Source organism: Bacillus sp. MUM 13, from assembly GCF_001866725.1.
GTDB lineage: Bacteria > Bacillota > Bacilli > Bacillales > DSM-1321 > Peribacillus.
The window spans coordinates 37,184-62,067 of record NZ_MLYQ01000004.1 but is presented as its reverse complement, the minus strand read 5'-3'; the positions used below and the strand labels follow the sequence as shown (position 1 = coordinate 62,067).

General features: G+C 41.6%; 22 protein-coding genes. 17 read left to right on the top strand and 5 right to left on the bottom strand.

Going from position 1 to position 24,884, the window contains the following annotated elements:
* Positions 1-118: 118 nt before the first annotated feature.
* Positions 119-1,561, top strand: a complete 1,443-nt coding sequence (locus BIV59_RS02165) for a sigma-54 interaction domain-containing protein (protein WP_071349794.1) — start codon at positions 119-121, stop codon at positions 1,559-1,561.
* A gap of 69 nt (positions 1,562-1,630) precedes the next feature.
* Here BIV59_RS02165 and BIV59_RS02160 read toward each other — a convergent pair whose 3' ends face one another.
* The gene (locus tag BIV59_RS02160; RefSeq protein ID WP_071349793.1) at positions 1,631-2,347 is read right to left on the bottom strand and encodes a 3-ketoacyl-ACP reductase; all 717 of its coding nucleotides are present in this window, start codon (positions 2,345-2,347) and stop codon (positions 1,631-1,633) included.
* A gap of 56 nt (positions 2,348-2,403) precedes the next feature.
* A complete protein-coding gene (hxlA, locus tag BIV59_RS02155; protein ID WP_071349792.1) occupies positions 2,404-3,036 on the bottom strand; it encodes a 3-hexulose-6-phosphate synthase in 633 nt (210 codons plus the stop codon).
* A gap of 309 nt (positions 3,037-3,345) precedes the next feature.
* Between hxlA and BIV59_RS02150 the strand changes: the two genes are divergently transcribed.
* From BIV59_RS02150 to BIV59_RS02115, 8 genes are all read left to right on the top strand, one after another.
* A complete protein-coding gene (locus BIV59_RS02150) occupies positions 3,346-4,371 on the top strand; it encodes an NADH:flavin oxidoreductase/NADH oxidase (RefSeq protein WP_071349837.1) in 1,026 nt (341 codons plus the stop codon).
* Positions 4,372-4,778: 407 nt separating this feature from the next.
* Positions 4,779-6,119, top strand: coding sequence for an Nramp family divalent metal transporter (locus BIV59_RS02145; protein ID WP_071349791.1), 1,341 nt, complete (start codon positions 4,779-4,781; stop codon positions 6,117-6,119).
* Between the two features lie 552 nt (positions 6,120-6,671).
* Positions 6,672-9,641, top strand: coding sequence for a formate dehydrogenase subunit alpha (fdhF, locus tag BIV59_RS02140; protein WP_083392003.1), 2,970 nt, complete (start codon positions 6,672-6,674; stop codon positions 9,639-9,641).
* Positions 9,634-10,179: a helical membrane plugin domain-containing protein gene (locus BIV59_RS02135; RefSeq protein ID WP_071349790.1), complete on the top strand. Its 546-nt coding sequence runs from the start codon at positions 9,634-9,636 to the stop codon at positions 10,177-10,179. Before fdhF ends, BIV59_RS02135 begins: the two co-directional genes overlap by 8 nt.
* Positions 10,180-10,375: 196 nt before the next feature.
* Positions 10,376-11,134 carry a Cof-type HAD-IIB family hydrolase gene (locus tag BIV59_RS02130; protein ID WP_071349789.1) on the top strand — a complete coding sequence of 253 codons (759 nt, stop codon included), beginning with the start codon at positions 10,376-10,378 and terminating at the stop codon, positions 11,132-11,134.
* Between the two features lie 297 nt (positions 11,135-11,431).
* Positions 11,432-11,833 carry a thiol-disulfide oxidoreductase DCC family protein gene (locus BIV59_RS02125; RefSeq protein WP_071349788.1) on the top strand — a complete coding sequence of 134 codons (402 nt, stop codon included), beginning with the start codon at positions 11,432-11,434 and terminating at the stop codon, positions 11,831-11,833.
* Between the two features lie 630 nt (positions 11,834-12,463).
* The gene (locus BIV59_RS02120; protein ID WP_240501837.1) at positions 12,464-13,468 is read left to right on the top strand and encodes an NAD(P)H-dependent flavin oxidoreductase; all 1,005 of its coding nucleotides are present in this window, start codon (positions 12,464-12,466) and stop codon (positions 13,466-13,468) included.
* Positions 13,469-13,506: 38 nt separating this feature from the next.
* Positions 13,507-14,241 (top strand): MBL fold metallo-hydrolase, encoded by a 735-nt coding sequence (locus tag BIV59_RS02115; protein ID WP_139194287.1) that lies wholly within the window; start codon positions 13,507-13,509, stop codon positions 14,239-14,241.
* 60 nt (positions 14,242-14,301) lie between these two features.
* Here BIV59_RS02115 and BIV59_RS02110 read toward each other — a convergent pair whose 3' ends face one another.
* Positions 14,302-14,493 (bottom strand): hypothetical protein, encoded by a 192-nt coding sequence (locus tag BIV59_RS02110; RefSeq protein WP_071349786.1) that lies wholly within the window; start codon positions 14,491-14,493, stop codon positions 14,302-14,304.
* A 283-nt stretch (positions 14,494-14,776) separates the two neighbouring features.
* On the opposite strand from BIV59_RS02110, the gene BIV59_RS02105 reads away from it, so the two are divergent.
* The 3 genes from BIV59_RS02105 to BIV59_RS02095 all read left to right on the top strand — a co-directional run bounded on the left by BIV59_RS02105 (position 14,777) and on the right by BIV59_RS02095 (position 17,698).
* Positions 14,777-15,853, top strand: coding sequence for an XdhC family protein (locus BIV59_RS02105; RefSeq protein ID WP_071349834.1), 1,077 nt, complete (start codon positions 14,777-14,779; stop codon positions 15,851-15,853).
* 13 nt (positions 15,854-15,866) lie between these two features.
* Complete coding sequence (locus tag BIV59_RS02100) at positions 15,867-16,532, top strand: nucleotidyltransferase family protein (protein WP_071349785.1); 666 nt, start codon at positions 15,867-15,869, stop codon at positions 16,530-16,532.
* Positions 16,533-16,900: 368 nt separating this feature from the next.
* Entirely contained in the window at positions 16,901-17,698 is a 798-nt protein-coding gene (locus BIV59_RS02095; protein WP_346417296.1) for an SDR family NAD(P)-dependent oxidoreductase, read from the top strand.
* Between the two features lie 200 nt (positions 17,699-17,898).
* Here the strand turns inward: BIV59_RS02095 and BIV59_RS02090 are convergent, their stop codons facing one another.
* Positions 17,899-18,108 (bottom strand): hypothetical protein, encoded by a 210-nt coding sequence (locus BIV59_RS02090; RefSeq protein WP_071349783.1) that lies wholly within the window; start codon positions 18,106-18,108, stop codon positions 17,899-17,901.
* Between the two features lie 163 nt (positions 18,109-18,271).
* Positions 18,272-19,234, bottom strand: a complete 963-nt coding sequence (locus tag BIV59_RS02085; protein ID WP_071349782.1) for a bile acid:sodium symporter family protein — start codon at positions 19,232-19,234, stop codon at positions 18,272-18,274.
* A 201-nt stretch (positions 19,235-19,435) separates the two neighbouring features.
* Here BIV59_RS02085 and BIV59_RS02080 point away from each other — a divergent pair, with 201 nt between their 5' ends.
* The 5 genes from BIV59_RS02080 to BIV59_RS02060 all read left to right on the top strand — a co-directional run bounded on the left by BIV59_RS02080 (position 19,436) and on the right by BIV59_RS02060 (position 24,795).
* Positions 19,436-20,008 carry a TetR/AcrR family transcriptional regulator gene (locus tag BIV59_RS02080; RefSeq protein WP_071349781.1) on the top strand — a complete coding sequence of 191 codons (573 nt, stop codon included), beginning with the start codon at positions 19,436-19,438 and terminating at the stop codon, positions 20,006-20,008.
* A gap of 104 nt (positions 20,009-20,112) precedes the next feature.
* Complete coding sequence (locus tag BIV59_RS02075; RefSeq protein ID WP_071349780.1) at positions 20,113-22,506, top strand: YhgE/Pip domain-containing protein; 2,394 nt, start codon at positions 20,113-20,115, stop codon at positions 22,504-22,506.
* Between the two features lie 451 nt (positions 22,507-22,957).
* Positions 22,958-23,608 (top strand): RNA polymerase sporulation sigma factor SigH, encoded by a 651-nt coding sequence (sigH, locus tag BIV59_RS02070; RefSeq protein WP_071349779.1) that lies wholly within the window; start codon positions 22,958-22,960, stop codon positions 23,606-23,608.
* A gap of 554 nt (positions 23,609-24,162) precedes the next feature.
* Complete coding sequence (locus BIV59_RS02065) at positions 24,163-24,393, top strand: hypothetical protein (protein ID WP_083392001.1); 231 nt, start codon at positions 24,163-24,165, stop codon at positions 24,391-24,393.
* Between the two features lie 201 nt (positions 24,394-24,594).
* Entirely contained in the window at positions 24,595-24,795 is a 201-nt protein-coding gene (locus tag BIV59_RS02060; protein ID WP_071349777.1) for a cold-shock protein, read from the top strand.
* The last annotated feature ends 89 nt before the right edge of the window (positions 24,796-24,884 follow it).

Genomic DNA, 24,884 nt, shown 5'->3' with positions numbered 1-24,884 from the left:
TCCTGCTGTAAACCGCTTAAAATTAATTGAATTTTTTGATATTAACGATGGTATGGCTCCATATTTTGTTATAATGAATACACTTATATCATTTTATGGATAAAGGATGAAGTTTATCATGAAGGTTGGCATTGAAATACTTCCGGCAGAATGGATCAGAGAAGTCGTCCATTTAGTGGCGGAAAGGCTAGTAGTAGTAGACCGGACTGGATACATTCGGTATATGGACAGTGCCTATTGTGAATTTCTCGGGATACGCGAGGAGGAAGCAATAGGACGCCACGTCCAGGATGTAATAGAAAACTCGAGGATGCACATCGTCGCTAATACGGGAATTGCGGAATTATCAGCGGTACAGGCAATTAAAGGGAGTGAAATGATTGCCAATCGTTATCCGCTGGTAGTTGATGATGAACTGGTAGGCTCGGTCGGTACTGTTATGTTCAGAAATCCGCAGGAGTGGCTGGATTACTCAAGGAAGATTCAGCCCCTATTGGAGGAGCTGCATTATTACAAAAATAGGCTGGAAAAAGAATTGCAAAGCAAATATACGTTCAAGGACCTGATTGGATCAAACCTTCAATTCATTGAAGCGAAAAAACTTGCTGAAAAAGGATCCTGCAGCAGCTCGTCCATCTTAATTCTCGGTGAGTCTGGTACTGGGAAGGAGCTGTTTGCACACGCCATCCACCAGAACAGTGCCAGATCAAGGTACCCATTCATTCGGATGAACTGTGCATCAATTCCAGAGCATCTTTTGGAATCAGAGCTTTTCGGATATGAAGAGGGAGCTTTTACAGGCGCAAAAAAAGGCGGCAAAAAAGGGAAGTTTGAGCAGGGGCATTTAGGAACTGTTTTTCTTGATGAAATCGGCGATATGCCGCTGCCAATGCAAAGCAAGCTTTTAAGGGTATTGCAGGAAAAAGAAATTGAGAGACTGGGCGGGAATGTTCCGAAAACAGTAGATGTCCGCATTATTGCTGCTACCCATCGCGATCTTGATAAGATGGTAGAAAGCGGTGAATTCAGAAAAGATCTTTATTACAGGCTGAATGTATTGAGAGTGGAGATCCCCCCTTTAAGGGAGAGGAGGGAGGATATCTGGAAGATTGGAGATATTCTTTTGAAAAAACTTCAAAAAAATTTTGGCCGGCCAGAAATTTCTGTCTCAGCAGAAGTGATTGCTTTGCTTGAAAACCACAACTGGCCAGGTAATATCAGGGAATTGGAAAATGTGCTTGAAAGAGCAATCAACATTTTGGATGGGCAGGAAATTCGCCATGAGCATTTGCCATTATATCTTCAGGATCCAGAACTGTACGTAATGGACAACGGGCAGTATGCTTCAGCCATGCCATTACTACAGGATGTGCTGCCGCTTAAAGAAACAGTTGCTGCTGCAGAAAAAAAAGCTATCATGCAAGCCTTGAAGCTTGCAGGGGGCAATAAACTCAAGGCCAGCAGACTGCTGAAAATCGGCAAAACCAGTTTGTATGATAAATGCAGGAGTTACGGTATCCTGGAGGATCAAATAAATAAAAACGGCTATTCATTTGAATAGCCGTTTTGGTTTTCAGGACAAATAGTATCCCAAATTTTTGCTGAATTTTTTTAAAGTCAATTCTTGCGCTTAAGGATTTGTAGACCACATACCTGCAGTTTTTATAAATACACGAGAATTGAGTTTCAACTGTGACACAATGAATTCAGCCAGGTCTTCAGGCTGCATGACTTTTTCAGGATTTCCGTCTGTCAGGTTTGTTTCGATGGCAAGATCTGTTGCTACTGTGCTTGGAGTCAAGGCACTGACACGTATGTTATGTTTCCTGACCTCAAGCATAAGCGACTCAGTCAGTCCTAATACAGCAAATTTCGATGCACTATAGGCACTTGTCACTGGTGCTCCTTTTTGGCCGGCAGATGAAGAAATATTTATAATATCTCCTGATTTTTGTTCAATTAAGCCGGGCAGTACTGCTCTGGTAACGTTGTAAACACCCATTACATTCACCTGAATGATGCGTTCCCATTCTTCAGCTGATAATTCAAGGAATCCGCCGAATTTTGCAATTCCGGCATTATTAATCAGGATATCAATGGAGCCGATATCATTTTTGATATGTTCCACAGCGGAAGTTACTGACACAAGGTCAGTAACATCTGCTACTGCGGCAGAATATTCAACCCCATACTGCTCAAGCTCTGATCCTGTATTTTCAAGATTGCTCATTGTCGTGCCAATCATGCCGATATTAACACCTTCTTTTGCAAGAGCAATAGCAGCAGCACGGCCGATTCCCCGTCCTGCCCCAGTTATTAATGCTGTTTTACCTTTTAATGACGCCATATAGACACTCCTGTCTTGTTTATTATTGAAGCTGCATCTGCAGCCATGGTTATCGTTTAAGCTTTTTTTACTAATTCCTGCATTTTTGCTGCAGCTGCTTTTTTGTTATCCTGTCCAGTGATGCCGCCGCCTACAATGACAAGATCAGGCTGTGCATTGAGGACTTCAGGAAGCGTTTCTAGTTTAATTCCTCCTGCAACAGCTGTTTTAGCATTCTTGACAACACGTTTGATTGCCATTAGATCCTTAAATGAGTTCTGGCCGACTGCCTGAAGGTCGTACCCTGTATGAACACAGATATAATCTGCACCAAGCTCATCAAGCTCTTTAGCGCGTGTTTCTATGTCTTTTACGGCAATCATATCAACAAGGATTTTTTTGCCTTGTTTTTTTGCTTCTGCCACTGCGCCCTTGATCGATTCATTTTCCGCAGCACCAAGGATTGTAATGATATCAGCACCTGCTTCAGATGCTTTCATAACTTCATATCCGGCAGCATCCATGATTTTTAAGTCAGCCAAAACCTTCAATGAAGGAAAAGCTTCTTTAATTTCCTTTACTGCCCTTAATCCTTCGTTGATTACAACAGGCGTACCGATTTCAACGATATCTATATGTTCTTCTACCTCTTTTATTAATTGTTTTGCTTCCTCAATATTTACTAAGTCTAATGCTAATTGAAGTTCCATTTATAACACTCCTCTTATTAGGTCTTTAAAAATCTATTTGCGGAATAGTTGTAAGTGTAACGCGTGATACTTCACATGAGAAGTACGCACTTTTATTTTACATAGTGCTAAAAAGTATACTGTCTAAAGCAGGGGGAATTATCAGTAGTATTGTTTGCAGACTGCGGCAAAAATAGCTGTGGAAAAAAATTATGGTAATTAAATTTGGATGCCAAGCCGTTTTGTTTGACTGCAGTGTTTTTTAGAGGTAAAAATGTGAACATCCCATGCAATTAAAGGGGAATATGAGCAAAGGAAGGAAAGATGTATATGACAACTTTATTAGACACATTTAAGTTAAAAGATCTACAGTTGAAAAACCGCATTGTAATGCCTCCCATGTGCCAGTATTCTGTAACTGAGAAAGACGGAAAACCTAATGAGTGGCATTACTCCCACTACACTAGCCGTGCAATCGGGGGAGCAGGCCTTATCATCATGGAAATGACAGATGTAGACCCTGATGGCAGAATTACCGATTTCGATCTCGGCTTATGGTCTGATGAACAAATACCGGCTTTTAAAAAAATCATTCAATCATGCCAAAGCTACGGAGCGAAAGTGGGCATTCAGATTGCACATGCAGGCCGCAAAGCAGAAGATGCCGAACAGCCAGTTTCCTCTTCCGCCATCCGATTTTCTGAAAAATATAAAGTGCCCCGTGAGTTGAGCACAGACGAAGTAAAAGAAATGGTAGAAAAATTCGAAGCTTCATTCAAGCGCGCTGTTGAAGCAGGAGTGGATGTTATAGAAATCCATGCAGCCCATGGCTATTTAATTCAGCAATTCCAGTCACCTCGCACAAATAAAAGAGAAGATATTTATGGCCAGGACAGAGGCCTGTTTGGCGAGGAAATCGTTAAAGCTGCACGGCGTGTTATGCCTGAATCCATGCCGCTTATTATGCGCATTTCCGCTATTGAATATGCAGAGGATGGATATGGCCTGGAATATAGCATTAAGCTTGCTGAACGTTATAAAGAGGCAGGAGTGGATATTTTCCATGTTTCTTCTGGTGGTGAAAGCACTTCTGGGCCTGCATCAGCCGGTCCGGCCTATCAGTTGGACCTGGCTGATGAAATCCGTAAGCAGCTAAAGGTCCCTGTTATTGCAGTAGGCAGAATGGAAGATATTGAAATCAGCAATGAGGCAATAAAAGAAAACAAAGCAGATCTTGTTGCAGTGGGACGGGGAATGCTGCGCAATCCCTACTGGGCTAATGAAGCATCCTTAGCACTTGGCGGAGATCCTCTGACTCCCAAACAATATCGTAGAGCCTATAATATCAGGGATTAATCTCAGCTCTGACATTAAAAAAGCACATGCATTATAAGACAATACTGCCGGACAAATGAGGAAGCTGGTTTATTACAGAAGCAGTTTCCGAATTATTTGCGCATATGAAATTAACGAGACAACTATTGAATAAAGGGAAATCTGATTACTTATCTCACCTTTTTTAGAATATGTATGTACACCGGGCAGCCAAAAGGCTGCCCGGTATCTTTATCTGCTTTTACCATTTAGATTAAGCATATTAGTTTTTATGATGAATTTTCTCACTCCAATAGTTTTGCTTGTAGGAAACATTTTTAAATTGTAGAATATAAATAAGTAAAGGCAAAAATTTTTATCTAAAATGTTTCCTTAGTGCAAAACTTATTTATAAGAGAAACTTAATTCAGGGATGGAGTGAATGAAGGATGAACAGTACAGAGAGGATTGTAGAAAAAGCCTGGAAAAAAGAAAACAGACGGGCCAGCCTTGAAGAAGTCCATAAAACGATACCCATAAAAAAAACTGGCAGTTTTTTCAGGAAATTGCTCGGATTTATTGGACCTGGTTACCTGGTTGCAGTGGGATATATGGATCCCGGGAATTGGGCAACGTCCATTGCAGGAGGATCAGCTTATGGATATTCCCTGCTTTCAGTCATTTTAATTTCTAATTTAATGGCTATCCTTCTGCAGGGGCTTTCTGCTAAATTGGGAATAGTATCCGGCAGGGATTTGGCACAGGCGTGCAGGGACCATTTCAGCAAGCCGGTTTCCTTTGTTTTATGGCTATTATGCGAACTTGCCATTGCTGCCTGTGATCTGGCAGAAGTAATAGGGGCTGCCATAGCTTTAAATTTGCTGTTTGGAATTCCTCTCGTGTACGGTGTGTGCATTACGGCCTTTGATATCCTGCTGATTCTGCTGCTCCAAAATAAAGGATTCAGGTATATGGAGGCCTTTGTTATTTCCTTAATCGTCACTATAGCCGTCTGTTTTGGCATTGAATTATTTTTATCTAAGCCTGATATGGGCGGTGTTTTAACAGGATTTGTACCAAGTTCAGAGATCGTTTCAAACCCGGCCATGCTATATATTGCTCTTGGAATTCTTGGAGCTACTGTTATGCCTCACAATCTGTACCTTCATTCATCGATTGTCCAGACAAGGGATTTTGATAATACAAAGGAGGGAAAGAGGTCTGCCATCAGGTTTGCAACAATAGATTCTACCATTGCCCTCATGCTTGCACTATTTGTAAATGCGAGCATCCTCATATTATCAGCTGCCGCCTTTCATAGTACAGGGCATCATGATGTAGCCGAGATACAGGATGCTTATCATTTATTGGATTCATTGCTTGGAACTGGAATTGCAGCCATATTATTTGGGGTGGCGCTGCTTGCTTCCGGCCAGAATTCCACTTTGACAGGCACACTTGCCGGCCAGATTGTGATGGAGGGTTTTCTCAATATTAAATTAAAGCCATGGCTGCGCCGTTTAATCACCAGGATGATAGCGATTATCCCGGCAGTCATTGTAACTTTGATTTCTGGTGAAAAGGGAACAGGGCAGCTTTTAATCTTAAGCCAGGTTATCTTATCACTTCAGCTATCCTTTGCTGTCATTCCTCTTGTTATGTTTACCAGTGATAAAAATAAAATGGGCGAGTTCGTCAATAAACCCTGGATCAAATGGCTAGCCTGGTTCACGGCTGCTATAATCGCTATCCTGAATGTTTATCTGCTTTGGGGAACATTCTTTTTATAAGGCTGTTTTCGTAAACTTTGCTGCTATGGAACAAGTGGTTGATTTCCGCTCCAGGATGCTCGCTTTCTGCGGGGCGGGGGTGAGCACCCTCGGCGGCGCCTGCTGGATCTCATCTGTTCCGCTCAAAAGCAGAGGTTTCACCTTACGCTCCAATTAACCTGACTAAACAATGGGATCACCTCACAAGGGCCGAAATATAAAAAGCTGTACTTTTTCAATATTGATTAAGTACAGCTTTTTTGTTTACGGCTTTTTTGTAATAGGGACTCTTTTCACTCACCATAACCCGCTGTGCACAATAATGGATTCTATTTTATGGAATAATCCTTAAAAATAAAGATTAGTCCTCCTGAGACTATATTGATATTTTAAATAATATTAGGCGATCGGTATAAACGGCATGTATGCTCTGCGGCATCACTTCGAGTGCAGCTTCGAGGGGCGGAAACCGCGGCCTGGTTCATTTTATCACTTAAGGAAGTTTAGCTGATTCGGAGGAAGGGTAATTAAAAGTGACTAAAAGTTATAGTGTAATAGAAAGGGGAGGTTAATGTGCAGGAAAGCTTTCGCATAACGGTAAATGGAGTCGAAATGGAAACAGATAGGGAGAAGAGTGTACTAGAAGTTCTTTTGAACAGTTCAGTTGAAGTGCCGCATGTTTGCTATCACCCCAGCTTAGGGCCAATAGAAACATGTGATACGTGTATTGTAAAAGTGAACGGCGAGCTGGTAAGATCTTGTTCTTCACATATAAATGATGGAGATATAATTGATACCAATGCTCCGGATGTTAAAGAAGCCCGGGTCATTGCCATGGATAAGATTCTTTATAACCATGAGCTGTATTGCACGGTTTGTGATTATAACAATGGAGGTTGTGAAATACATAACACCGTGAAGGAGATGAAAGTTAACCATCAAAGCATTCCCTTTGATCATAAACCATATGTTGAAGACAATTCCAACCCATTTTACCGCTATGATCCGGATCAATGCATTCTTTGCGGCCGCTGCGTAGAGGCATGCCAGGATGTTCAGGTGACTGAGACTCTATCCATTGATTGGGAACTTGAACGGCCTCGGGTCATTTGGGATAAAAATGTTCCTATCAATGAATCTTCTTGCGTTTCTTGCGGACATTGTTCGACGGTTTGCCCATGCAATGCGATGCTTGAAAAAGGCATGGTCGGTGAAGCGGGCTATCTGACCAATATTGCTAAACAAACCCTTCGGCCCATGATTGAAGTGACTAAGGGTGTTGAAACCGGCTACGGTTCCATTCTTGCCATTTCAGATATGGAATCAGCCATGAGGGAAGAACGCATCAAAAAAACCAAAACCGTCTGCACATTCTGCGGAGTAGGCTGCAGCTTTGATATTTGGACAAAAGACAGGAAAATCCTGAAAGTTGAACCACATGCAGAAGCACCGGCCAATGGAATTTCGACTTGTGTGAAAGGAAAATTCGGCTGGGATTTCGTCAATAGTGAAGAACGCCTTACAAAGCCGCTTATCCGGGAAGGAGATTCTTTCAGGGAAGCAGAATGGGATGAAGCTCTGACATTGATTGCAGGCAAATTCACTGAAATCAAAACACAGCATGGTCCCGATTCTCTGGCATTTATTACTTCTTCAAAGTGCACCAATGAAGAGTCTTATTTAATGCAAAAACTGGCAAGGGCAGTAATAGGCACAAACAATGTGGATAATTGCTCAAGATACTGCCAAAGCCCTGCAACCAAGGGATTGATGAGGACTGTAGGCTACGGAGGGGATTCAGGTTCCATTACGGATATTCAGAATTCTGAGCTTGTCATCATAATTGGCTCTAATACTTCAGAAGCCCATCCTGTTCTTTCGACAAGAGTGAAAAGTTCGCATAAATTACGAAACCAAAAACTGATTGTAGCAGATCTCAGAAAGCACGAAATGGCAGACCGTTCAGATTTATTCATCCAGCCGCGGGCCGGATCTGATCTTGTTTGGCTGTCGGCTGTAACGAAGTATATCATTGACCAAGGCTGGGCAGATCAGGAATTCCTCGATAAAAAAGTAAACGGCCTGGAGAAATATATAGAAAGCATCCAGGGCTTTACACTGGAATACGCCGCACGTGAAACTGGTTTATCACAGGAAGTGCTGATTCAAATTGCCGAAATGATTCATGAAGCAAAGTCCTCATGTATTCTTTGGGCTATGGGGGTTACCCAGCATGTTGGAGGAAGTGATACCAGTACAGCCATTTCAAACCTGCTGCTGATCACTGGAAACTATGCCCGTCCGCATACAGGTTCTTATCCGCTGCGCGGCCATAATAATGTACAGGGGGCCAGTGATTTTGGATCAATGCCAGACGCCCTGCCAGGGTATCAGATGGTTACAGATGACGCTGTACGTGCTAAATATGAAAAAGGATGGGGAGTCAAGCTTCCTGCGAAACCAGGTATGAACAACCACGAAATGATTGAAGCCATCCATTCAGGCAAATTAAAGGCTATGTATGTTAAAGGAGAAGAAATGGGACTGGTTGATTCCAACATCAATCATGTGCATGCCGCATATCAGGAGCTGGATTTCTTCGTAGTGCAGGATATGTTCCTGTCGCGTACAGCGGAATATGCGGATGTTGTTCTTCCGGCAAGTCCAAGCCTTGAGAAAGAAGGAACTTTTACCAATACAGAACGCAGGATCCAAAGGCTTTACGAGGTACTGGAGCCGCTTGGCGATTCCAAGCCGGACTGGAAGATTATCATGGAAGTCGCCAATCGCCTTGGTGCAGGATGGAGCTATGATCACCCATCCGATATTATGGCGGAAGCAGCCATGCTGTCTCCAATCTATGCAGGTGTGACGTATGAAAGATTAGAAGGATATAAGAGCCTTCAATGGCCAGTTGCTGCGGATGGCAATGATACTCCTGTTCTATTTTTGGATAAATTCCCGTTTGATGATGGGAAGGCCCGCCTATTCCCGGTAGAATGGACTCGGCCTATCGAGTTCGGTGAAGAGTATGATATCCATGTCAACAACGGACGCATTCTCGAACATTTCCATGAAGGCAATATGACTTATAAATCCAAAGGGATTTCTTCAAAAACGCCAAGTGTATTCCTCGAAATTTCTCCTGAGCTTGCGGAGGAAAGAGGAATAAAGGATGGAACACTTGTCAGATTGACTTCTCCTTATGGAAACGCGAAGGTAAAGTGCCTGATCACAGACAGGGTAAAAGGAAAAGAAGTATATCTTCCTATGAATGACTCGGGAGATGCGGCCATTAACCTGCTGACAAGCAGCCATGCCGATAAAGATACAGATACACCTGCTTATAAAGAAACATCGGCCAAAATGGAGATTTTGAAAGTAGAAGGAGTCAATCCATTGCCTAGAATAAATCACAGAAATGGAAATCCTCAGCCGCAAATCGGTGTCCAGGTTCAGAAAAAATGGGCAAGGAAGGATTATACATTCCCAGGTGATGCTGTGAAGCGGCACAGAAAAGAGGAGGTTGGGCATAATGGCTAAAGCAATCAGGAATATCGAAAGAATTAAGATTTCCAAAGAGGATAAGCGGAAACAGGACCTCGAGGAAATAGAACATGCACTCCTGAAAAATAAGGATGCCATTTTAGAATCTTTGCAGGTAATGGAATATATGCAAAGCCGCGGAGTTTTAGCTATGATGAACGGCTTGCTTGGCCAAAGCGATAAGGTGCTGGATATTCTGGTGAAAACGGCTGACAGGCCAGAAACGACCAATATGCTTAAAAATCTTCTGCTTATGGTCGGAACGCTTGGTGTACTTGATGTTAAGCAATTGGAGCCAGTTATTTTAAAAGTGAATTCAGGGATTGCGAGAGTGGCTGAAGCGAAGGACACGGAGGAAAAAACAAGCTATTTCGATCTGGTCCGTTCCCTTAAGGATCCGGAAATCAACCGGGCACTGACCTTCATGCTTACCTTCTTAAAGGGAATGGGGCAGGATACGAAGGAACAGGAAAGAAATACGATGGAGCCTCATCATCAGGAACATGAAAAAAGAAAGAACCGGGATTTACGGTAATGAAGAAGGAGGAGGGGGAGGGAATTCCTCCTCTTTTTTTTAGCTTAAGTTTATGCAGCATTATTATGGAAGAATCATTGTTTTGCAGTAAATAAACACAGCCTGCTCCATTTATGCTGCAAAATGCGTTACGTTTCCGAAAAAGGGCAATATTTGTTAGAGTAGGGTAGTAACGGGATGAAAGGCAGGTACAATTATGAAACAGGAATTATCCAATAAGAAAATTAAGTTAATTGCCTTAGATATGGACGGAACACTGCTTAATGAAAATGACGAGGTTTCTGAAGAAAACCGGAAGGCGATTAAAGCAGCGGAAGCCAAGGGAGTTAAAGTAATTTTAAGTACAGGAAGATCGTATCCCCGCTGCAGTGAATATGCTAAGGCTTTAGAGCTTTCATCTTATCTGATAACGGTAAATGGCGGCGAAATTTTTGACAGCAGCGGCAAACTCATCGAGAGGACATCCGTAAATACAGATCTTGTGCAATGGATGTGGGATTTAAGCCAGAAGCATAAAACACATTATTGGGCGGTAAGCTCTGAACAAGTATATCGTGCAAATATGCCTGAAAATATCCATGATTCAGAGTGGATTAAATTTGGCTTTGATATCGATGATGACGCCGTAAGGGAAGAAATTCTGCAAGAGCTCAGAAACGATGGCACATTGGAAATCTCAAACTCCAGTCCGACAAATATTGAGGTAAATGCATTGGGTGTCAATAAAGCTGTAGCGATTGAAAAAGTGTGCAGCTTTATGGGACTAGCCATGGAAAATGTCATGGCTTGCGGTGACAGCTTGAATGACATTGCGATGATTAAAGAAGCAGGCATTGGAGTTGCCATGGGAAATGCACAGAAAACAGTGAAGGATACTGCTGATTGGGTGACTGCTACCAACCGGGAAGACGGTGTGGCTAAAGCCATTCATAAATGGGTGCTTGACGTAAAATAATGAGAAGGTTTTGTGAAGGTGGTTATTTTTATTGTGATCTGCGGGAGATTCCATTGTTAAACAGGGCAGGGTGTAGTGTGCGAGTCTTCTGCGTGATTAGCTGGATAGGTGAGAATGCCTGAAGGAGACTCACCGCCCCGACCGCCCTCGGTAAACAAACAACCATCTTGATCGTGCAGAAAACAGCCAATAATAATGAGGTGGATGCTATACAGCATTCACTTTTTTAAAACAAGACATTCTAACATTATTTATAGGTGAATTAAATCGGCAGGTAATGACTTAGGGGGGAACATGATGACAAAGGATGAGTATGATGTAATTTTTTTTGACGGAGTCTGCAATTTCTGCAATGGGGCCGTAAACTTCATCATAAGGCACGATTCCCGCTCACGGTTTAAATTTGCCTCTCTGCAGTCTCGCTGCGGGGAACAGTTTTTAGATCGGCATCCACATCTGAAAAAAGTGGACTCTATAATCCTTCTCGAGGGGGGCAAAACGTATACACATAGTTCAGCTGCATTAAGAATTGCCGGTAAAATGGATGGTATCATTAAAGCGGCTGCTCTTCTATTCATCGTACCGAAACCTTTTCGCGATTACTTATATAACATTCTGGCCAAAAACCGATATAAATGGTTCGGCAAAAGAGAGACATGCCGCATTCCGACCAAAGAGGAAAGAACCCGTTTTTTATAAACTACCATAAAGGTTCTTCCTCGGCGGAAAGGCAGAGACTGAAGGCCGCCCATAGCCCGGCACTCAAAACACAGCATAAGGAAAGTGATATGAATCAGCATGGGAAAATCCAATATTAATGGAGCGATAAATAAAGCAGATAACTTTTTTCGTGATTTCAGGGAAATATACTGAAAATGCCCGCAGTATAAACATGCCTTTTCTTATAGATTGTTGTTTTTTAATATGTTTTGTAAAGCGAACCCGTTGTTAAACCGGGTTGATTGGAGTGTAAGGTGCGAGACTCCTGCGGGATTAGCGGGAAGATGAGACCCCGCAAGCGAAGCTGAGGAGGCTCACCGTCCGCCCTGCGGAAAGCGAGCATCCTGGAGCGGAAATCAACTACCTTGTTCCATAGCAACAAAGTTTACAAAAACAGCCAAGAAAATAGATAAGTGTAAGCCTGCCATAATGAACAGGTTTTTTTGCATTGAGTGCAAACTGTCATCCTATGATCTCCTTCTGTATTACATTTCTATATTTTCATTGGGAGTTTGCCAGTTAAAGAAAAACTTGAACTATTACTAGTGGAAACGTATGATGAAATAGATATATTTTATCTGAAAATTTAATAAAATGGAGGCGTTTACTTTGAGAAAAAGTATCCCGGAATCATGGTGGAATGAATTGGAATTGCCTGTCATCTCTGCACCCATGTTTTTAATATCAGGGCCAGAGCTTGTTAAAGCATGCTGCCTGAATGGTGTGATTGGCTCTTTTCCTGCTCCGAATGCAAGGCCAATCGAGTTGCTGGATCAATGGATGGGGGAAATCAGCAGTGCTTTGGATGAGGCTAAACAAAATGATCCTCAAAGGAAAATAGCTCCATGGGCCATGAACATGGTGGTTCACAGTACATATAGCCGCCTGGAAGAAGAGCTTGAATTAGTGAAGAAACATAAACCGCCTTTGGTCATTACATCACTCGGTTCGCCAAAAGCAGTAGTTGACATCGTCCATAGCTATGGCGGTGCCGTATTTTCAGATGTCAGCTCAGTGCCGTTTGCAAAGAAAGCAGCAGAAGCAGGGGTTGATGGACTGATTGCTGTGGCATCTGGAGCAGGAGGGCATGCCGGGGATATTAACAGCTTTGCTTTTGTCGACAGTATCCGGACCTTTTGGGACGGAATCATTATTCTTGCCGGATCAATTACAACCGGCCGCAGCATATTGGCGGCACAGGCCGCTGGAGCTGATCTGGCATATATGGGTACCCGTTTTATTGTTGCGAAAGAGAGCATGGCAACAATGGAGTACCGCGAGATGCTTGTCGAATCGTCCCAGGAGGATATTATTCTTACAAATGCATTCTCAGGAGTTAATTGCAATATGCTTAAACCTAGTATCAGCAAAGCTGGAATTGATCCTGAAACACTCGTGAAGAAGGATAAAGTGGAATTTGACAGCATGCAAAAAGAAACTAATTCAAAAGCCTGGAAAGATATCTGGTCTGCAGGCCATGGTGTAGGAGCTATTAAAAAAATTGATAGTGCAGCCGGCATCATTTCCGAGCTTAAAGAGGAATATCAGGAAAGCTTAAAGAAATTGAATGAGCACGCTGGAAGGCTGCAGTCTTTGACACTGACCGATATGTAAGCGTTTTACAAAGAGACTCAAAGCGAATGGGGGATATCATGGAAGCGGGAAAAAGAATTGAAATCATTGAATTGACTGTGAAAAGCAGCGAAAATATATTTACATTTAATCCGGTTTTATTGATAGATGAAGAATCTGTACTGCTAATAGATGCTGGCATGCCATTTCAATCAGAAGAAATCCTTCAGGCATTTGAAAAAGAGGGAATCCCTTTTTCTAAGCTTAAAACCATTATATTCACACATCAGGATCTAGATCATATCGGCGGCGCACCCTCCATTCTAAATAAAGGTGATGGAAGCATTCAAGTTTTGGCACACGCTTTGGATAAGCCTTATATTGAAGGTGATAAAACGCTTATTAAGGCAGATTTGAGCAAAATCTCTGATGAGAAAAAGCGTTCCTTGCCTAAGCAGATGATATCCTTATATGAAAATCTGCCAAAAGTGAAGATTGATAAAACGGTTGAAGATAGAGAAAAACTTGATTTTTTTGGCGGCATGGAAGTCATTCATACACCTGGACATACGCCGGGACACATCTCTTTGTATCTGGAGAAAACCAAAACATTGATTGCAGGAGATGCCATGGTTATCCTTGATGGTATATTAAGAGGACCGATTGATGAAAACACTCCGAATATGAAAGAAGCTATTGGGTCTCTGGAAAAAATGTTAGATTATGATATTGAACAGGTCATCTGCTATCATGGAGGCTTATTCCGGGGCAGTCCGCATGAAACAATCAAGAATTTGCTTGAACAAAATAAATAAAAAAAGATGAAGCACATCCAACTAGGGAGTGCTTCATCTTTTTGTTGAAAATCCTTATTCCTAAATTTCCCTATCGCGATTTACCTCAGATATTATGCGGCCTTCTGCTCCAGGAGCCTGATCTGTTTCAGAACGGTTGTTGTAGCTTTCATCATTCAATCCCCGCTCTTGATGCTCATTTGTTCCATCCCCGCTATAGGATTTATGTTTTTGCTGGATTTTATTGAATTTGCTGAAATCCTGATTAACCATGGTCATTCTCCTTTATATATAAAGTCAAAAATAGTCTGTTCGATTTTTACGCTCATTATTCTATAGCGGAAAACAGCTGATCCTTTATTTATGACTCCCATCTCAAGAACGTTGTTTTTTAATGAGTTCTGCGGAGAGATCTCATTATTAAATTGCCGCCTTGTTCCATTTCATCAAAGTTTACGAAGAATTATATAAAAATCATGTATGGCATTTTCATTGCTTCCATCATCATATTTATAAAGTGAAACCATTAGAAGATAAAAATAAGAGGGTGAAATTAATGGCAGATATCTTGAAGGAGCTTAGAAGATGCAGGGAGTTGAGGATCAGAGGTGTTCTAGGGACAATTATATCGACAGAAGGTTCATCCTATCAAAAAGCGGGTGCAAAGTGTTTTTTTTCGGAAGATGGATTTGTTACAGGACAGCTAAGCGGCGGCTGCCTTGAAGAAGATATAAAGACGCATCTGGAAAAAATCATGGACAACGGGACATCCCGGATAATGGAATATGACTTTCGGGATCCTGAGGAAATTCTTTGGGGACTTGGTTCTGGCTGTCAGGGAAAGATGAAGATTCTTCTTGAATCCTACTGTCCGGAAAATAAAAAAGAAGCCAATTTGATGTTCCGGTACTTTGAAACTGGTGAAAAAAAAGAAATGCACCTTATTACCATTCTGCATTGTGACGATAAATCCCAGATAGGGTTAAAGTGGCTTTTGGATCCCTGCAGCAATGAATTGCCTGTAACATTGCCAAGAGATATAGCTGCAGATTACTTGATTCGGAGGAATAGCAGGAAAAACGGCATTTCGCAAATAATGGATGAATGGAATACTCGAATTTTTTTTGAAATATTGGAACCTCCGCCACAGTTAGTCATTTTTGGTGCCGGACCTGATGCGATACCTTTATCAGAGATGGCTAAAATCCTTAACTGGAAAGTGAATCTGCTGGATTACCGGCCTGCTTATGCAGATAAAGAAAAATTCCCCGGCGCAGACGAAATAATTGTTTATCCATCAGGGAAAGTCCCGGAAGTTGGGGGCAATAAAAATACATTTATAGTGGTGATGACACATCATTTCCATCAGGATCAAAAAATCCTTGAGAAAATAATGAGTTTCAATCAGCGTTATGTGGGTGTCCTTGGTACTGAAAAAAGAACAAAGAAATTAATCATGACAAGTGAACTGCTCCGACATAATCCCAAAAGCCGGGAAATCTGCAGTCCAATCGGCCTCGACATCGGTTCAAAGTCTCCGGAAGAAATCGCATTAAGCATTTTAGCGGAAATTTTAATGGTTTACAGGGGAGGAAGCGGATCAAGGCTTAATGAAGTGGGGCAGATTACATGAAGGATGAAAGGGAGTGAATGCCATCGAACAAGTAAAAAGCAGAGTATGGGGGATAATTTTGGCTGCAGGAAGTTCAAAAAGAATGGGGTCTCCAAAGCTCCTTCTTCCATATCAAAATAAACCGATCCTCTGGCACGTTTTGAATAACAGCAGAAAATCGGCATTAATGGGAAGAACCATCGTGGTCAATCCATATATACCAGGTTTAATGGAGGCAGCTTCACTCCCGGATATTGAAACAGTCATCCTTAATTTCAATACCTTTGAGGGGCTATCTTCCTCAATTAAAGCAGGATTAAGTACTGTTCCCAAAGAGGCGGAGGGTGCGCTGTTTTTGCTTGCTGACCAGCCTTTGCTCACTTGCTGTGATATTAATCGGGTTATCGGCCGCTTCTATAGAGACAAGACCCGTCCATTAATTGTCCAGGCGAGCTATCACAATCAAAAGGGGCATCCTGTGCTTTTTCATAGGTCATTATTTTTAGAGTTTAACAGCCTTACAGGAGAAAGGGGAGGAAAGGTGATTCTGCAGAATAATAAAAACCAGGTTGTATTTGCGGATATGGGCAAAAGTATTGAACCTGATATTGATACAGTGAGTGACTATGAAAACCTGAATATCTATGATAGAGATGATGAGCGTTTTATCTGCGTATGTAAAAGATATCCCTATCTCTGACGGCTGGAATGATTGGGAATGCACGGGTATTGAAAATTGGAAGGAATCAGTGCAGGATGGCTCGATGGTTTAAAGGAAAGAATGTGACCCTCAACGTTGCCGCTCACAAGAGAAATGCCCGGCCAGTTGACGAACAGGTTCACGTTCGGGCTGAATAAAATTTATTGATTCGTGGTTGATTACTCATGAATATTCCTCACTGCCGATTAATACCGAAACAATTCAGGGTTTAAGATAAATTTAAAGCTATAGGAGAGCGGTCCAGATGTCGGAGGGCTTTTTTGCTGAGCACATCTATTGCGTACTGCAAGCAAACATAAGAAAATAGGTATAAGTTTCTTATAAATAACAAACTTAAAGGTAAATGCATAATTGGAAGGAGAGGAAGAGTTATTCAACTTTTATCTGGCAAACATATTGTTGTAACTGGAGGATCGAGCGGTCTAGGTTATTCCATGGCAGAATCTCTGCTTGAGGAAGGAGCATCTGTGGCCATCAGATCGCGTCCTGGAGATAAACTCGACAAGGCCGTCCAGCAGCTTTCTGAGAAGGGGCATGATGTGTACAAGCTGCCGATGGACGTGCGTTCGGAAGAATCAGTACAGGCAGCGGTCGATTGGGTCCGCGGGACATGGGGCGGTCTCGATGTGCTAGTGAATAATGCAGGAATCGGAATGCGGACTGTGAATGCTAAATTTCTGACAGAGCCACAGCCTTTTTATGAAGTGAGCCCTGACTCATTCCGTAATTTGGTTGATACGAATCTTACCGGTTATTTTCTTGCTGCCCGGGGGTTTGTTTCTTTAATGCTGCAACAGGGAAAAGGAAAAATCATTAATATTTCAATGAACCATGAGACGATGAAGCGGAAAGGCTTCGTGCCATACGGTCCCTCCCGTGCAGCTACTGAGTCATTGTCTTACATAATGGCTGAAGACCTCAAGGAGCATGGAATTACCGTAAACATGCTTTTGCCGGGAGGAGCTACATTAACGGGCATGATACCTGATGAAGCAAGAAAAGCCTTTGAAGGAAGCGGCAGCCTCCTGGAACCCGAAGTGATGAGGGATGGAATTGTTTATCTCGCATCTGAAAAAAGTGATGGGGTCACAGGAGAACGGATTGTTGCTGCTGAATTTAATCAGTGGCTGAAGGAAAAAAGATAAAAGTAATGGAATCATCATATTATTTCTCTTGTCGGGCAAAGAGTTCCAGTCTGGGAAAGATAAAAACAGACGTAATTGATGCCCGCTATCTCTGCGGGCTGTACTAAATTTCGTTTATAGAGAATGTCTTTTGTTTTACCAGATAAAGGGAAATATTGAAAAAGCGATCATCTCCATGATGGAGGATGATCGCTTTCTTTTTAGAGCTTTTCCATGTCTTCAATGATTTCGTCAATGGTCAGGGAAACATCGTTTGTGCGCCGGGCAATGGAAATACTGAACTCCAAAAGCTCTTTATATTTTTCTATTGAAATGGATTGATTGTTTTTTTCGAATTCATTCAGCTGAAGGCCAATATTTTGAAGGTGGATTAAAACTTCTTCCATTGAACCGCTATCGAAATCGATCATCATGATTCCCCCAATTCTTGTATGTCTATTACATATTTTATCGGATAAATCCTAAAATATGTAATATGGAAATGATTTCTTTGGGCTGTGTTTTTTTCCAGGGAATGTTTGCAACAGACTATGCATAGAGAATATCACATATTAAATTCAAAAGAAACCATTCTTAGCTTGCTATTTTTTTTGCATGTTTCCCGCTTTTTCCGTCTTTCATCCTGCTGAATATGTAGGCTAGGACTGAGCCGGAGATGTTGTGCCAAACACTGAAAATGGCACTTGGAACAGCGGCGAGCGGCGAGAAATTTGCAGAAGCGATTGCGACTCCCAAGCCGGAGTTCTGCATTCCGACCTCCATGGCGACTGCCTTTTGTTTCGCCAAATCCATGCCGCATAAACGCGAGAAAAAGAAGCCTAGAACAAATCCCAGAGTATTGTGAAGCACGACAACAGCAAAAATCAGCCAGCCTGTTTTGGCAATCTGCTCCTGGCTCCCTGCCACAACAGCAGAGACGATAAGAACGATGCTGATTACAGAAACGAGCGGCATGGCCTTTTGGCCGCCTTTTGCTCCTTTGGCAAAAAACTTTTTTATAATAAACCCGAGCGCCAATGGAATAATAACAACTTGTACAATAGATAAGAATAAAGAACCAATGCTTATGTCAACCCACTTGCTTGCAAAAAGCAATATAAGAAGAGGGGTTATAATGGGTGCAAGCAGTGTTGAAACTGAAGCAATGGATACAGCAAGAGCGACATTTCCTTTTGCAAGGAAAACCATGACATTGGAAGACGTGCCGCTAGGACAGCATCCAACCAAAATTACACCGACAGCGACCTCTGATGGAAGATTTAAACCTGCCGAAAGGCCAAAAGCCAGTAACGGCATGATGAGAAAATGGCCGGCTACACCAAGCGCTACTTCCTTCGGCCTTCTGAAAACTTCCTTAAAATCTTCCGCCGAAAGCGAAAGACCCATACCGAACATAACAAGGCCGAGCAATGGAACAACATAGGCGCCAATGCCTTTAAAAATCCCTGGATATAAATAAGCTAATATTGCTGCCAATAAAACCCATAAGGTAAATGTTTTACCTGCAAAGTTCCCGATTTTTTCAATTGTCTGCATGTTGTGCCTCCCAAATATGTGAAATAAAAATAATTGTACTACATCATCAGAATTTTACAAATATATTTTTATTCCTGCTTAAATTTTGAAATATAATCAGGGAAAAGGGTATATTACATTGTTAACTTTATTTAAATGTGATATTATGATGTCAGACAAAATGACCATAATCATCATTTGGTCAAAAAGGAGGCAGAACATTTGGCCGTGAATCGAAAAAGGCAGATCACAGATGCTGCTGCAAAATCGTTTTCTATGTTCGGTTATAAAGCTACAACCATGGATCAGGTGGCAAAGCTTGCGAATGTAGGTAAAGGGACGATTTATACCTTTTTTAAAAATAAAGAAGAGCTGTTTGACGATATTGTTCACAGCATGGTGAAAGAAATGATCCAGGAAGCGGAAAGCGCCCTAATTCCTGATGCCCCTTTTTCTGAAAATGTACACCGGATGCTGAGGAGGCTGCTTGACTTCCGGACTGAGCATGTATTAATGATTAAGCTTCTGCAGGAAGAAAAAGAAATAGGTACACCAACGGTTCACGGAATGCTGAATCATATTGAAGACGAAATAATAGGGTACTTGAAAATAAAAATTGAGACGGCAATTGCAAAGGGGCATATCGTGCAATGCGATCCTGAAATTGCTTCGTTTATCTTACTGAAAACTTATGTATCTCTTGTTTCCGACTGGGAAAGAAATCATCCGCAGCTTTCTTCAGAGCAAATTACGGAATTAATGGAGTTCTACCTAATGAAAGGATTATCAAAATAGATGATCCTTTCATTCTTGTTTAAAAATGACTGATTGAAGAATTCAGTCATATAGTAATCTCAACTTTATGTACATGGAGCAACAGGTGCTTCAAGGAGGAAATTATGAATATATTTAATTCGGTTAAAGGAGAATATAGAAATATCTATAAAACCCCGAAACTGCTCATTGCAGTCATCGCTATTTTATTTATCCCATTTTTATATGGAGGAACTTTCTTATGGGCCTTTTGGAATCCTTATGGAAATGTCGATAAGCTTCCTGTGGCTATTGTTAACCTCGATAAGGGAGCGGATTATAATAACAAACAATTAACAGTTGGTAAGGATCTGGCAGAAAAATTAAAAGAAAAGAAAACTTTTGATTTTCATTTTATCTCTGAAAAAGAAGCCAATCGCGGCTTGAAGAACCAAAAGTACTATATGAAGATTGAAATTCCTGAGGATTTCTCTAAAAATGCAACAACCCTGCAGGATGATCAGCCAAAAAGCCTGAATTTAATTTATACACCAAATGAAGGTGAAAACTACCTATCTACAAAAATAGGCGATTCTGCCATTGAAAAAATTAAAAATGAAGTATCCGCTGCTGTTACGAAAACATATGCAGAAAGTATGTTTGATAATCTTAAGGATGTTGCAGGCGGTTTGGATAAAGCAAGCAAGGGTGCAGGAAAACTGAATAACGGCCTTTCAGATGCCAAAAAAGGGGCCGGTGATTTGCATAAGGGTATAGGGACAGCCAAAAACGGTGCTGATCAATTAAACAGCGGCGCGGGTTCCGTTCATTCCGGTGCTGCAGAAATCAGGAAAAATCTTGAAACATTAGCTCAAAAATCAGTCACCTTTTCAAATGGAATTCAATCTGCAGCGGAAGGATCCAATCAGCTGACTAAGGGTTTGGAGCAATTCAGCACAGGCATCGGCAAAATGAAGGAAGGCCAATCCCGCCTTCTTGAAGGTGCACAAAAATCAGAGGCAGGTACAAAAGCATTATCTAATGGCCTCGATCAATCTTTAACTGGCATTGGAACCATTCAGGAAAAGCTGCCTCAGTTCACTCAAGGTGCAAGTTCACTTGCAGATGGAGCGAGTACGCTGGCTTCGTCGCTGAATCAGCTTCAGTCTGGTGCCTCCCAGACTAAACAAGGGTCAGCTGCTGTAAACGATAACTTGGAAAAAGTTATCAGCAATGTTGACACAATGAAAAATGCAGCGGCAGATCCAGCCCAAAAAGCTTCATTGGAGAAGCTTGAGCAATCTTTAAACGATATACTTCAAGGAAACCAGGGCGTGGAAACCGGAATCGGCAAGATTTCTGATGGAGCCGGCACGATCGCTGAGAAAGGAAAAGCCTTTAATACAGGTGCAGCCAGCCTTCAAGAAGGACAGAAAGCACTGAGCAGCGGATTTGATCAGCTTGCAGGCGGTCAGGAAAAACTTTCTGAAGGAGCTAAAAATCTTGAGGCGGGCCAGGGGGAGCTTGTTGCAGGATTAACGGAGTTTGGAAATAAAATTGGAACTGCCCAATCAAGTGCCGATAAGCTATTAACTGGCAGCTCCAATCTTTCAGCTGGCCTGAATCAGCTTGCAGGGGGCTCCGTTCAATTGAAAGATGGAACATCCAAGCTATCAGAAGGATCTAAGCAGCTTGAAGCCGGCACTTCAAAGCTGTCCAGCGGTTCATCCAGCCTGGTAAACGGCATAGACAAATTATCGAATGGTTCAAGCGACCTGGAGAAGGGCGTTGGGAAACTAGAAAATGGATCTAAGAATCTTAAAGATCAGCTTAAAAATGGTGCTGAAGACGCTGGAAGCGTCAAGGCAAATAATAAAATATATGATATGTTTGCCCAGCCGGTCAAAGTGGATGAACACAAAGTGAATCCTGTCAAAAACTACGGAACAGGTTTTACTCCATACTTCTTATCATTAAGCTTGTTCGTCGGTGCACTGATGTTTTCGGTCATTTTCCCGATGAGAAAGCCGGCAGTCAGCCCTGATAGCGGCGCAAGCTGGTTCTTCGGGAAAATCGGTGTGATTTTTACTGTCGGCATATTACAGGCTCTGCTTGTTGATGCAGCATTAATTTTGATGCTTGGGTTAGAAGTAAAAAGTCTCGGATATTTTATCATGTTAAGCGTGTTTGCAAGCTGGACATTTTTGTCCATGATATTCTTCCTTGTGGCAGCCTTTGATAATCCAGGGCGTTTTATTGCTATTCTTATACTCATTCTTCAGCTGACAAGCTCAGCAGGAACTTATCCGATAGAATTAGTGCCGGGCATCCTGCAGCATGCTAATGCATTTTTGCCAATGACGTATAGTATTGCAGGCTTTAGGGCCATTGTGGCTTCAGGCGATTATGCTTTTATGTGGCATAACATCGGCTGTCTGTCCATTTTCCTTGTGGCTGCATTAGCAGCAGCTTTTGCTTATTTTCAGCTTTCTTTCAGAAAAAGCGGAAAAATCCATACCGGAAGTGAAGCTGCAGAATAATGGAATAAAAACAGTGTCCCAGAAAGAGGGCACTGTTTTTTTTATGCTGTAAAAGGACATTTTTAAAGGCATAACGGTCACTGTTTGACTTAAGTAAAGGGGAAAAAGCAGGCAGGATTAGAAAAAATCTTTTACCCAAGACAGCTCTATAGAAACACAAATATGCAAAAAAAAAATAGGGAGATATCGACAGCGATTTGCCAATCTGGACATCTATGTCCTTGGAGAAAGAATAGAAAATGAGGTTTCCTAAAGATTTATGCAGGGATTGTAATTCATCGTCGATATTTGTTTATATTCTTGCGGTACTATCTCAGTTACTATAAAGAAAGATAAACATTGCATACCTTTCACTTTGGTTGCATCAAATAAAGCTGCCAGGATATTTGTTACAATCGTTTGATATTTTTTTATGCTTGCAGCCCGATTAAAAGAGGCGGAGGGATAGAAGTTGAAAATATTCTGTATAGAAAAACCAGTTGAAAATGGCTTGAAGATAGAGGATGAAGTTTTAGTTGGCAGAGCTCATAGCGGTGATGGAGAGTCTACGGAACTGCTTATCCAGAGATACAAAAATTTTGTACGAGCGAAAGCCAGCCGCTACTTTCTGATTGGGGGAGATAAAGAGGATATCTTTCAGGAAGGCATGATCGGGCTTTATAAAGCCATTCGGGATTTTAAGGAAGAAAAGCTGACCTCCTTCAGGGCCTTTGCCGAACTTTGCATAACAAGACAAATCATAACCGCCATTAAAACAGCCACACGTCAAAAGCATACACCTCTTAACTCTTACATTTCCCTGGACAAGCCTATTTATGAAGATGAACTGGATCACACATTATTGGATGTAATATCCGGATCAAAAATAAGTGATCCTGCTGAGCTGATTGTTAATCGTGAAAAAGCAGATGATATTCAGCTTAAGATGGGCGAGCTTCTGAGTGATCTGGAAAGAAAGGCGCTGTCGCTGTATATGGACGGCCAAACCTACCAGGAAATTTCAGTGGAGCTGAATAAACATGTTAAATCTATAGATAACGCGCTTCAGCGGGTTAAAAAGAAACTAGAAAGATATTTACTGATGAGTGAGGCTATTGTTTAATCATTCACTGCTTCTTTAATAGACTGTTTTCGTAAACTTTGCTGCTATGGAACAAGGGGGTGATTTCCGCTCCAGGATGCTCGCGTTCTGCGGGGCGGGCGGTGAGCTTCACAATCAGCTTGCGGGGTCTCACCGACCGCTAATCCCACAGGAGTCTCGTCCCTTACACTCCTATCAACCTGTTTTAACAACGGAATTGCTTCGCAGAACATATTAAAAAACAGCATTCTTTAAGAAACGAGCCTTCTAATAAAAAAGATGCGCCATATTAACGAATTTCAGCGGAAAATCGATGATAGTGAATTACAGCATTTTTGAATATCGTAGAGCTGTGATATGGGTGGGCAAATACACATGTATTTGTTCTTTTTTTTGTTTGTGGATATCAGGAAGTCCTTAAAACTAGCTAATCATGTTACAGGAAGATCATATATACTGTGAAAAAAGGAAAACATTACAAGTTACCTTGCAATTAGAAGGATGGGGTTTTACAATTAAATGAGGTATAGCGTCCGGTACTTCATCGTATTTCCTAAAGAGGGAGGGTGCAGGGAATGAAAGAAATTCATGAAACACAGCCTGATGACAAACTTTATCATGGGGAGGAAAATGAGATTTATACGCCGATAGAAGATTATCAAAGAGTAACGGCTGGCGGGCCGTTTAAACGGGACAGCATGGATATCGGGTCCTTTCCAAAGGGCATCAGGATCATTGGCTATTTTTTTGTGTTTTTTATTGTCCTGACTATGGTATTTTCAATTTTTCTTACCATTTTCCTCTAGTATGGTCTCTATTGCATCCTCGCAGATTTATAAGCAGAAGAACTTGATGATCTATTTGCTTTCTAATATGGTATCTGTTATTCTATAGAAGAATTATTTTTGTTCGGTACTTTAGATAGTAAAAGTTAACTTTACGTCTCGATGTTCCAACAGAGCAAGGATAGTATTATATTGTGCCTGGCGCACGAGGAGGAAACACAAATGGAGCAAGGTAAAGTAAAATGGTTTAATGCAGAAAAAGGTTTTGGATTTATTGAACGCGAAAACGGAGACGATGTATTCGTTCATTTTTCAGCTATCCAAAGCGAAGGCTTTAAGTCTCTTGACGAAGGCCAATCAGTAACTTTTGAAGTAGAACAAGGCCAACGCGGACCTCAAGCTACTAACGTTCAAAAAGCATAATAAGACAGACCATATATAAAAAGACTCTGATTCTTCAGAGTCTTTTTTTTGCACTGTTAAGTTTCAATGCTTAATTTAGCTCCATGCTG

Excerpts from the sequence above, each read along its gene's own strand:
- BIV59_RS02135 (WP_071349790.1), top strand. The coding sequence starts at position 9,634 with ATGGCTAAAGCAATCAGGAATATCGAAAGAATTAAGATTTCCAAAGAG.
- BIV59_RS02145 (WP_071349791.1), top strand. The coding sequence starts at position 4,779 with ATGAACAGTACAGAGAGGATTGTAGAAAAAGCCTGGAAAAAAGAAAAC.
- BIV59_RS02065 (WP_083392001.1), top strand. The coding sequence starts at position 24,163 with ATGAAAGAAATTCATGAAACACAGCCTGATGACAAACTTTATCATGGG.
- hxlA (WP_071349792.1), bottom strand. The coding sequence starts at position 3,036 with ATGGAACTTCAATTAGCATTAGACTTAGTAAATATTGAGGAAGCAAAA.
- BIV59_RS02165 (WP_071349794.1), top strand. The coding sequence starts at position 119 with ATGAAGGTTGGCATTGAAATACTTCCGGCAGAATGGATCAGAGAAGTC.
- BIV59_RS02160 (WP_071349793.1), bottom strand. The coding sequence starts at position 2,347 with ATGGCGTCATTAAAAGGTAAAACAGCATTAATAACTGGGGCAGGACGG.
- BIV59_RS02150 (WP_071349837.1), top strand. The coding sequence starts at position 3,346 with ATGACAACTTTATTAGACACATTTAAGTTAAAAGATCTACAGTTGAAA.
- BIV59_RS02090 (WP_071349783.1), bottom strand. The coding sequence starts at position 18,108 with ATGATCGATTTCGATAGCGGTTCAATGGAAGAAGTTTTAATCCACCTT.
- BIV59_RS02085 (WP_071349782.1), bottom strand. The coding sequence starts at position 19,234 with ATGCAGACAATTGAAAAAATCGGGAACTTTGCAGGTAAAACATTTACC.
- BIV59_RS02075 (WP_071349780.1), top strand. The coding sequence starts at position 20,113 with ATGAATATATTTAATTCGGTTAAAGGAGAATATAGAAATATCTATAAA.
- BIV59_RS02105 (WP_071349834.1), top strand. The coding sequence starts at position 14,777 with ATGGCAGATATCTTGAAGGAGCTTAGAAGATGCAGGGAGTTGAGGATC.
- BIV59_RS02115 (WP_139194287.1), top strand. The coding sequence starts at position 13,507 with ATGGAAGCGGGAAAAAGAATTGAAATCATTGAATTGACTGTGAAAAGC.
- BIV59_RS02130 (WP_071349789.1), top strand. The coding sequence starts at position 10,376 with ATGAAACAGGAATTATCCAATAAGAAAATTAAGTTAATTGCCTTAGAT.
- BIV59_RS02110 (WP_071349786.1), bottom strand. The coding sequence starts at position 14,493 with ATGGTTAATCAGGATTTCAGCAAATTCAATAAAATCCAGCAAAAACAT.
- BIV59_RS02125 (WP_071349788.1), top strand. The coding sequence starts at position 11,432 with ATGACAAAGGATGAGTATGATGTAATTTTTTTTGACGGAGTCTGCAAT.
- BIV59_RS02060 (WP_071349777.1), top strand. The coding sequence starts at position 24,595 with ATGGAGCAAGGTAAAGTAAAATGGTTTAATGCAGAAAAAGGTTTTGGA.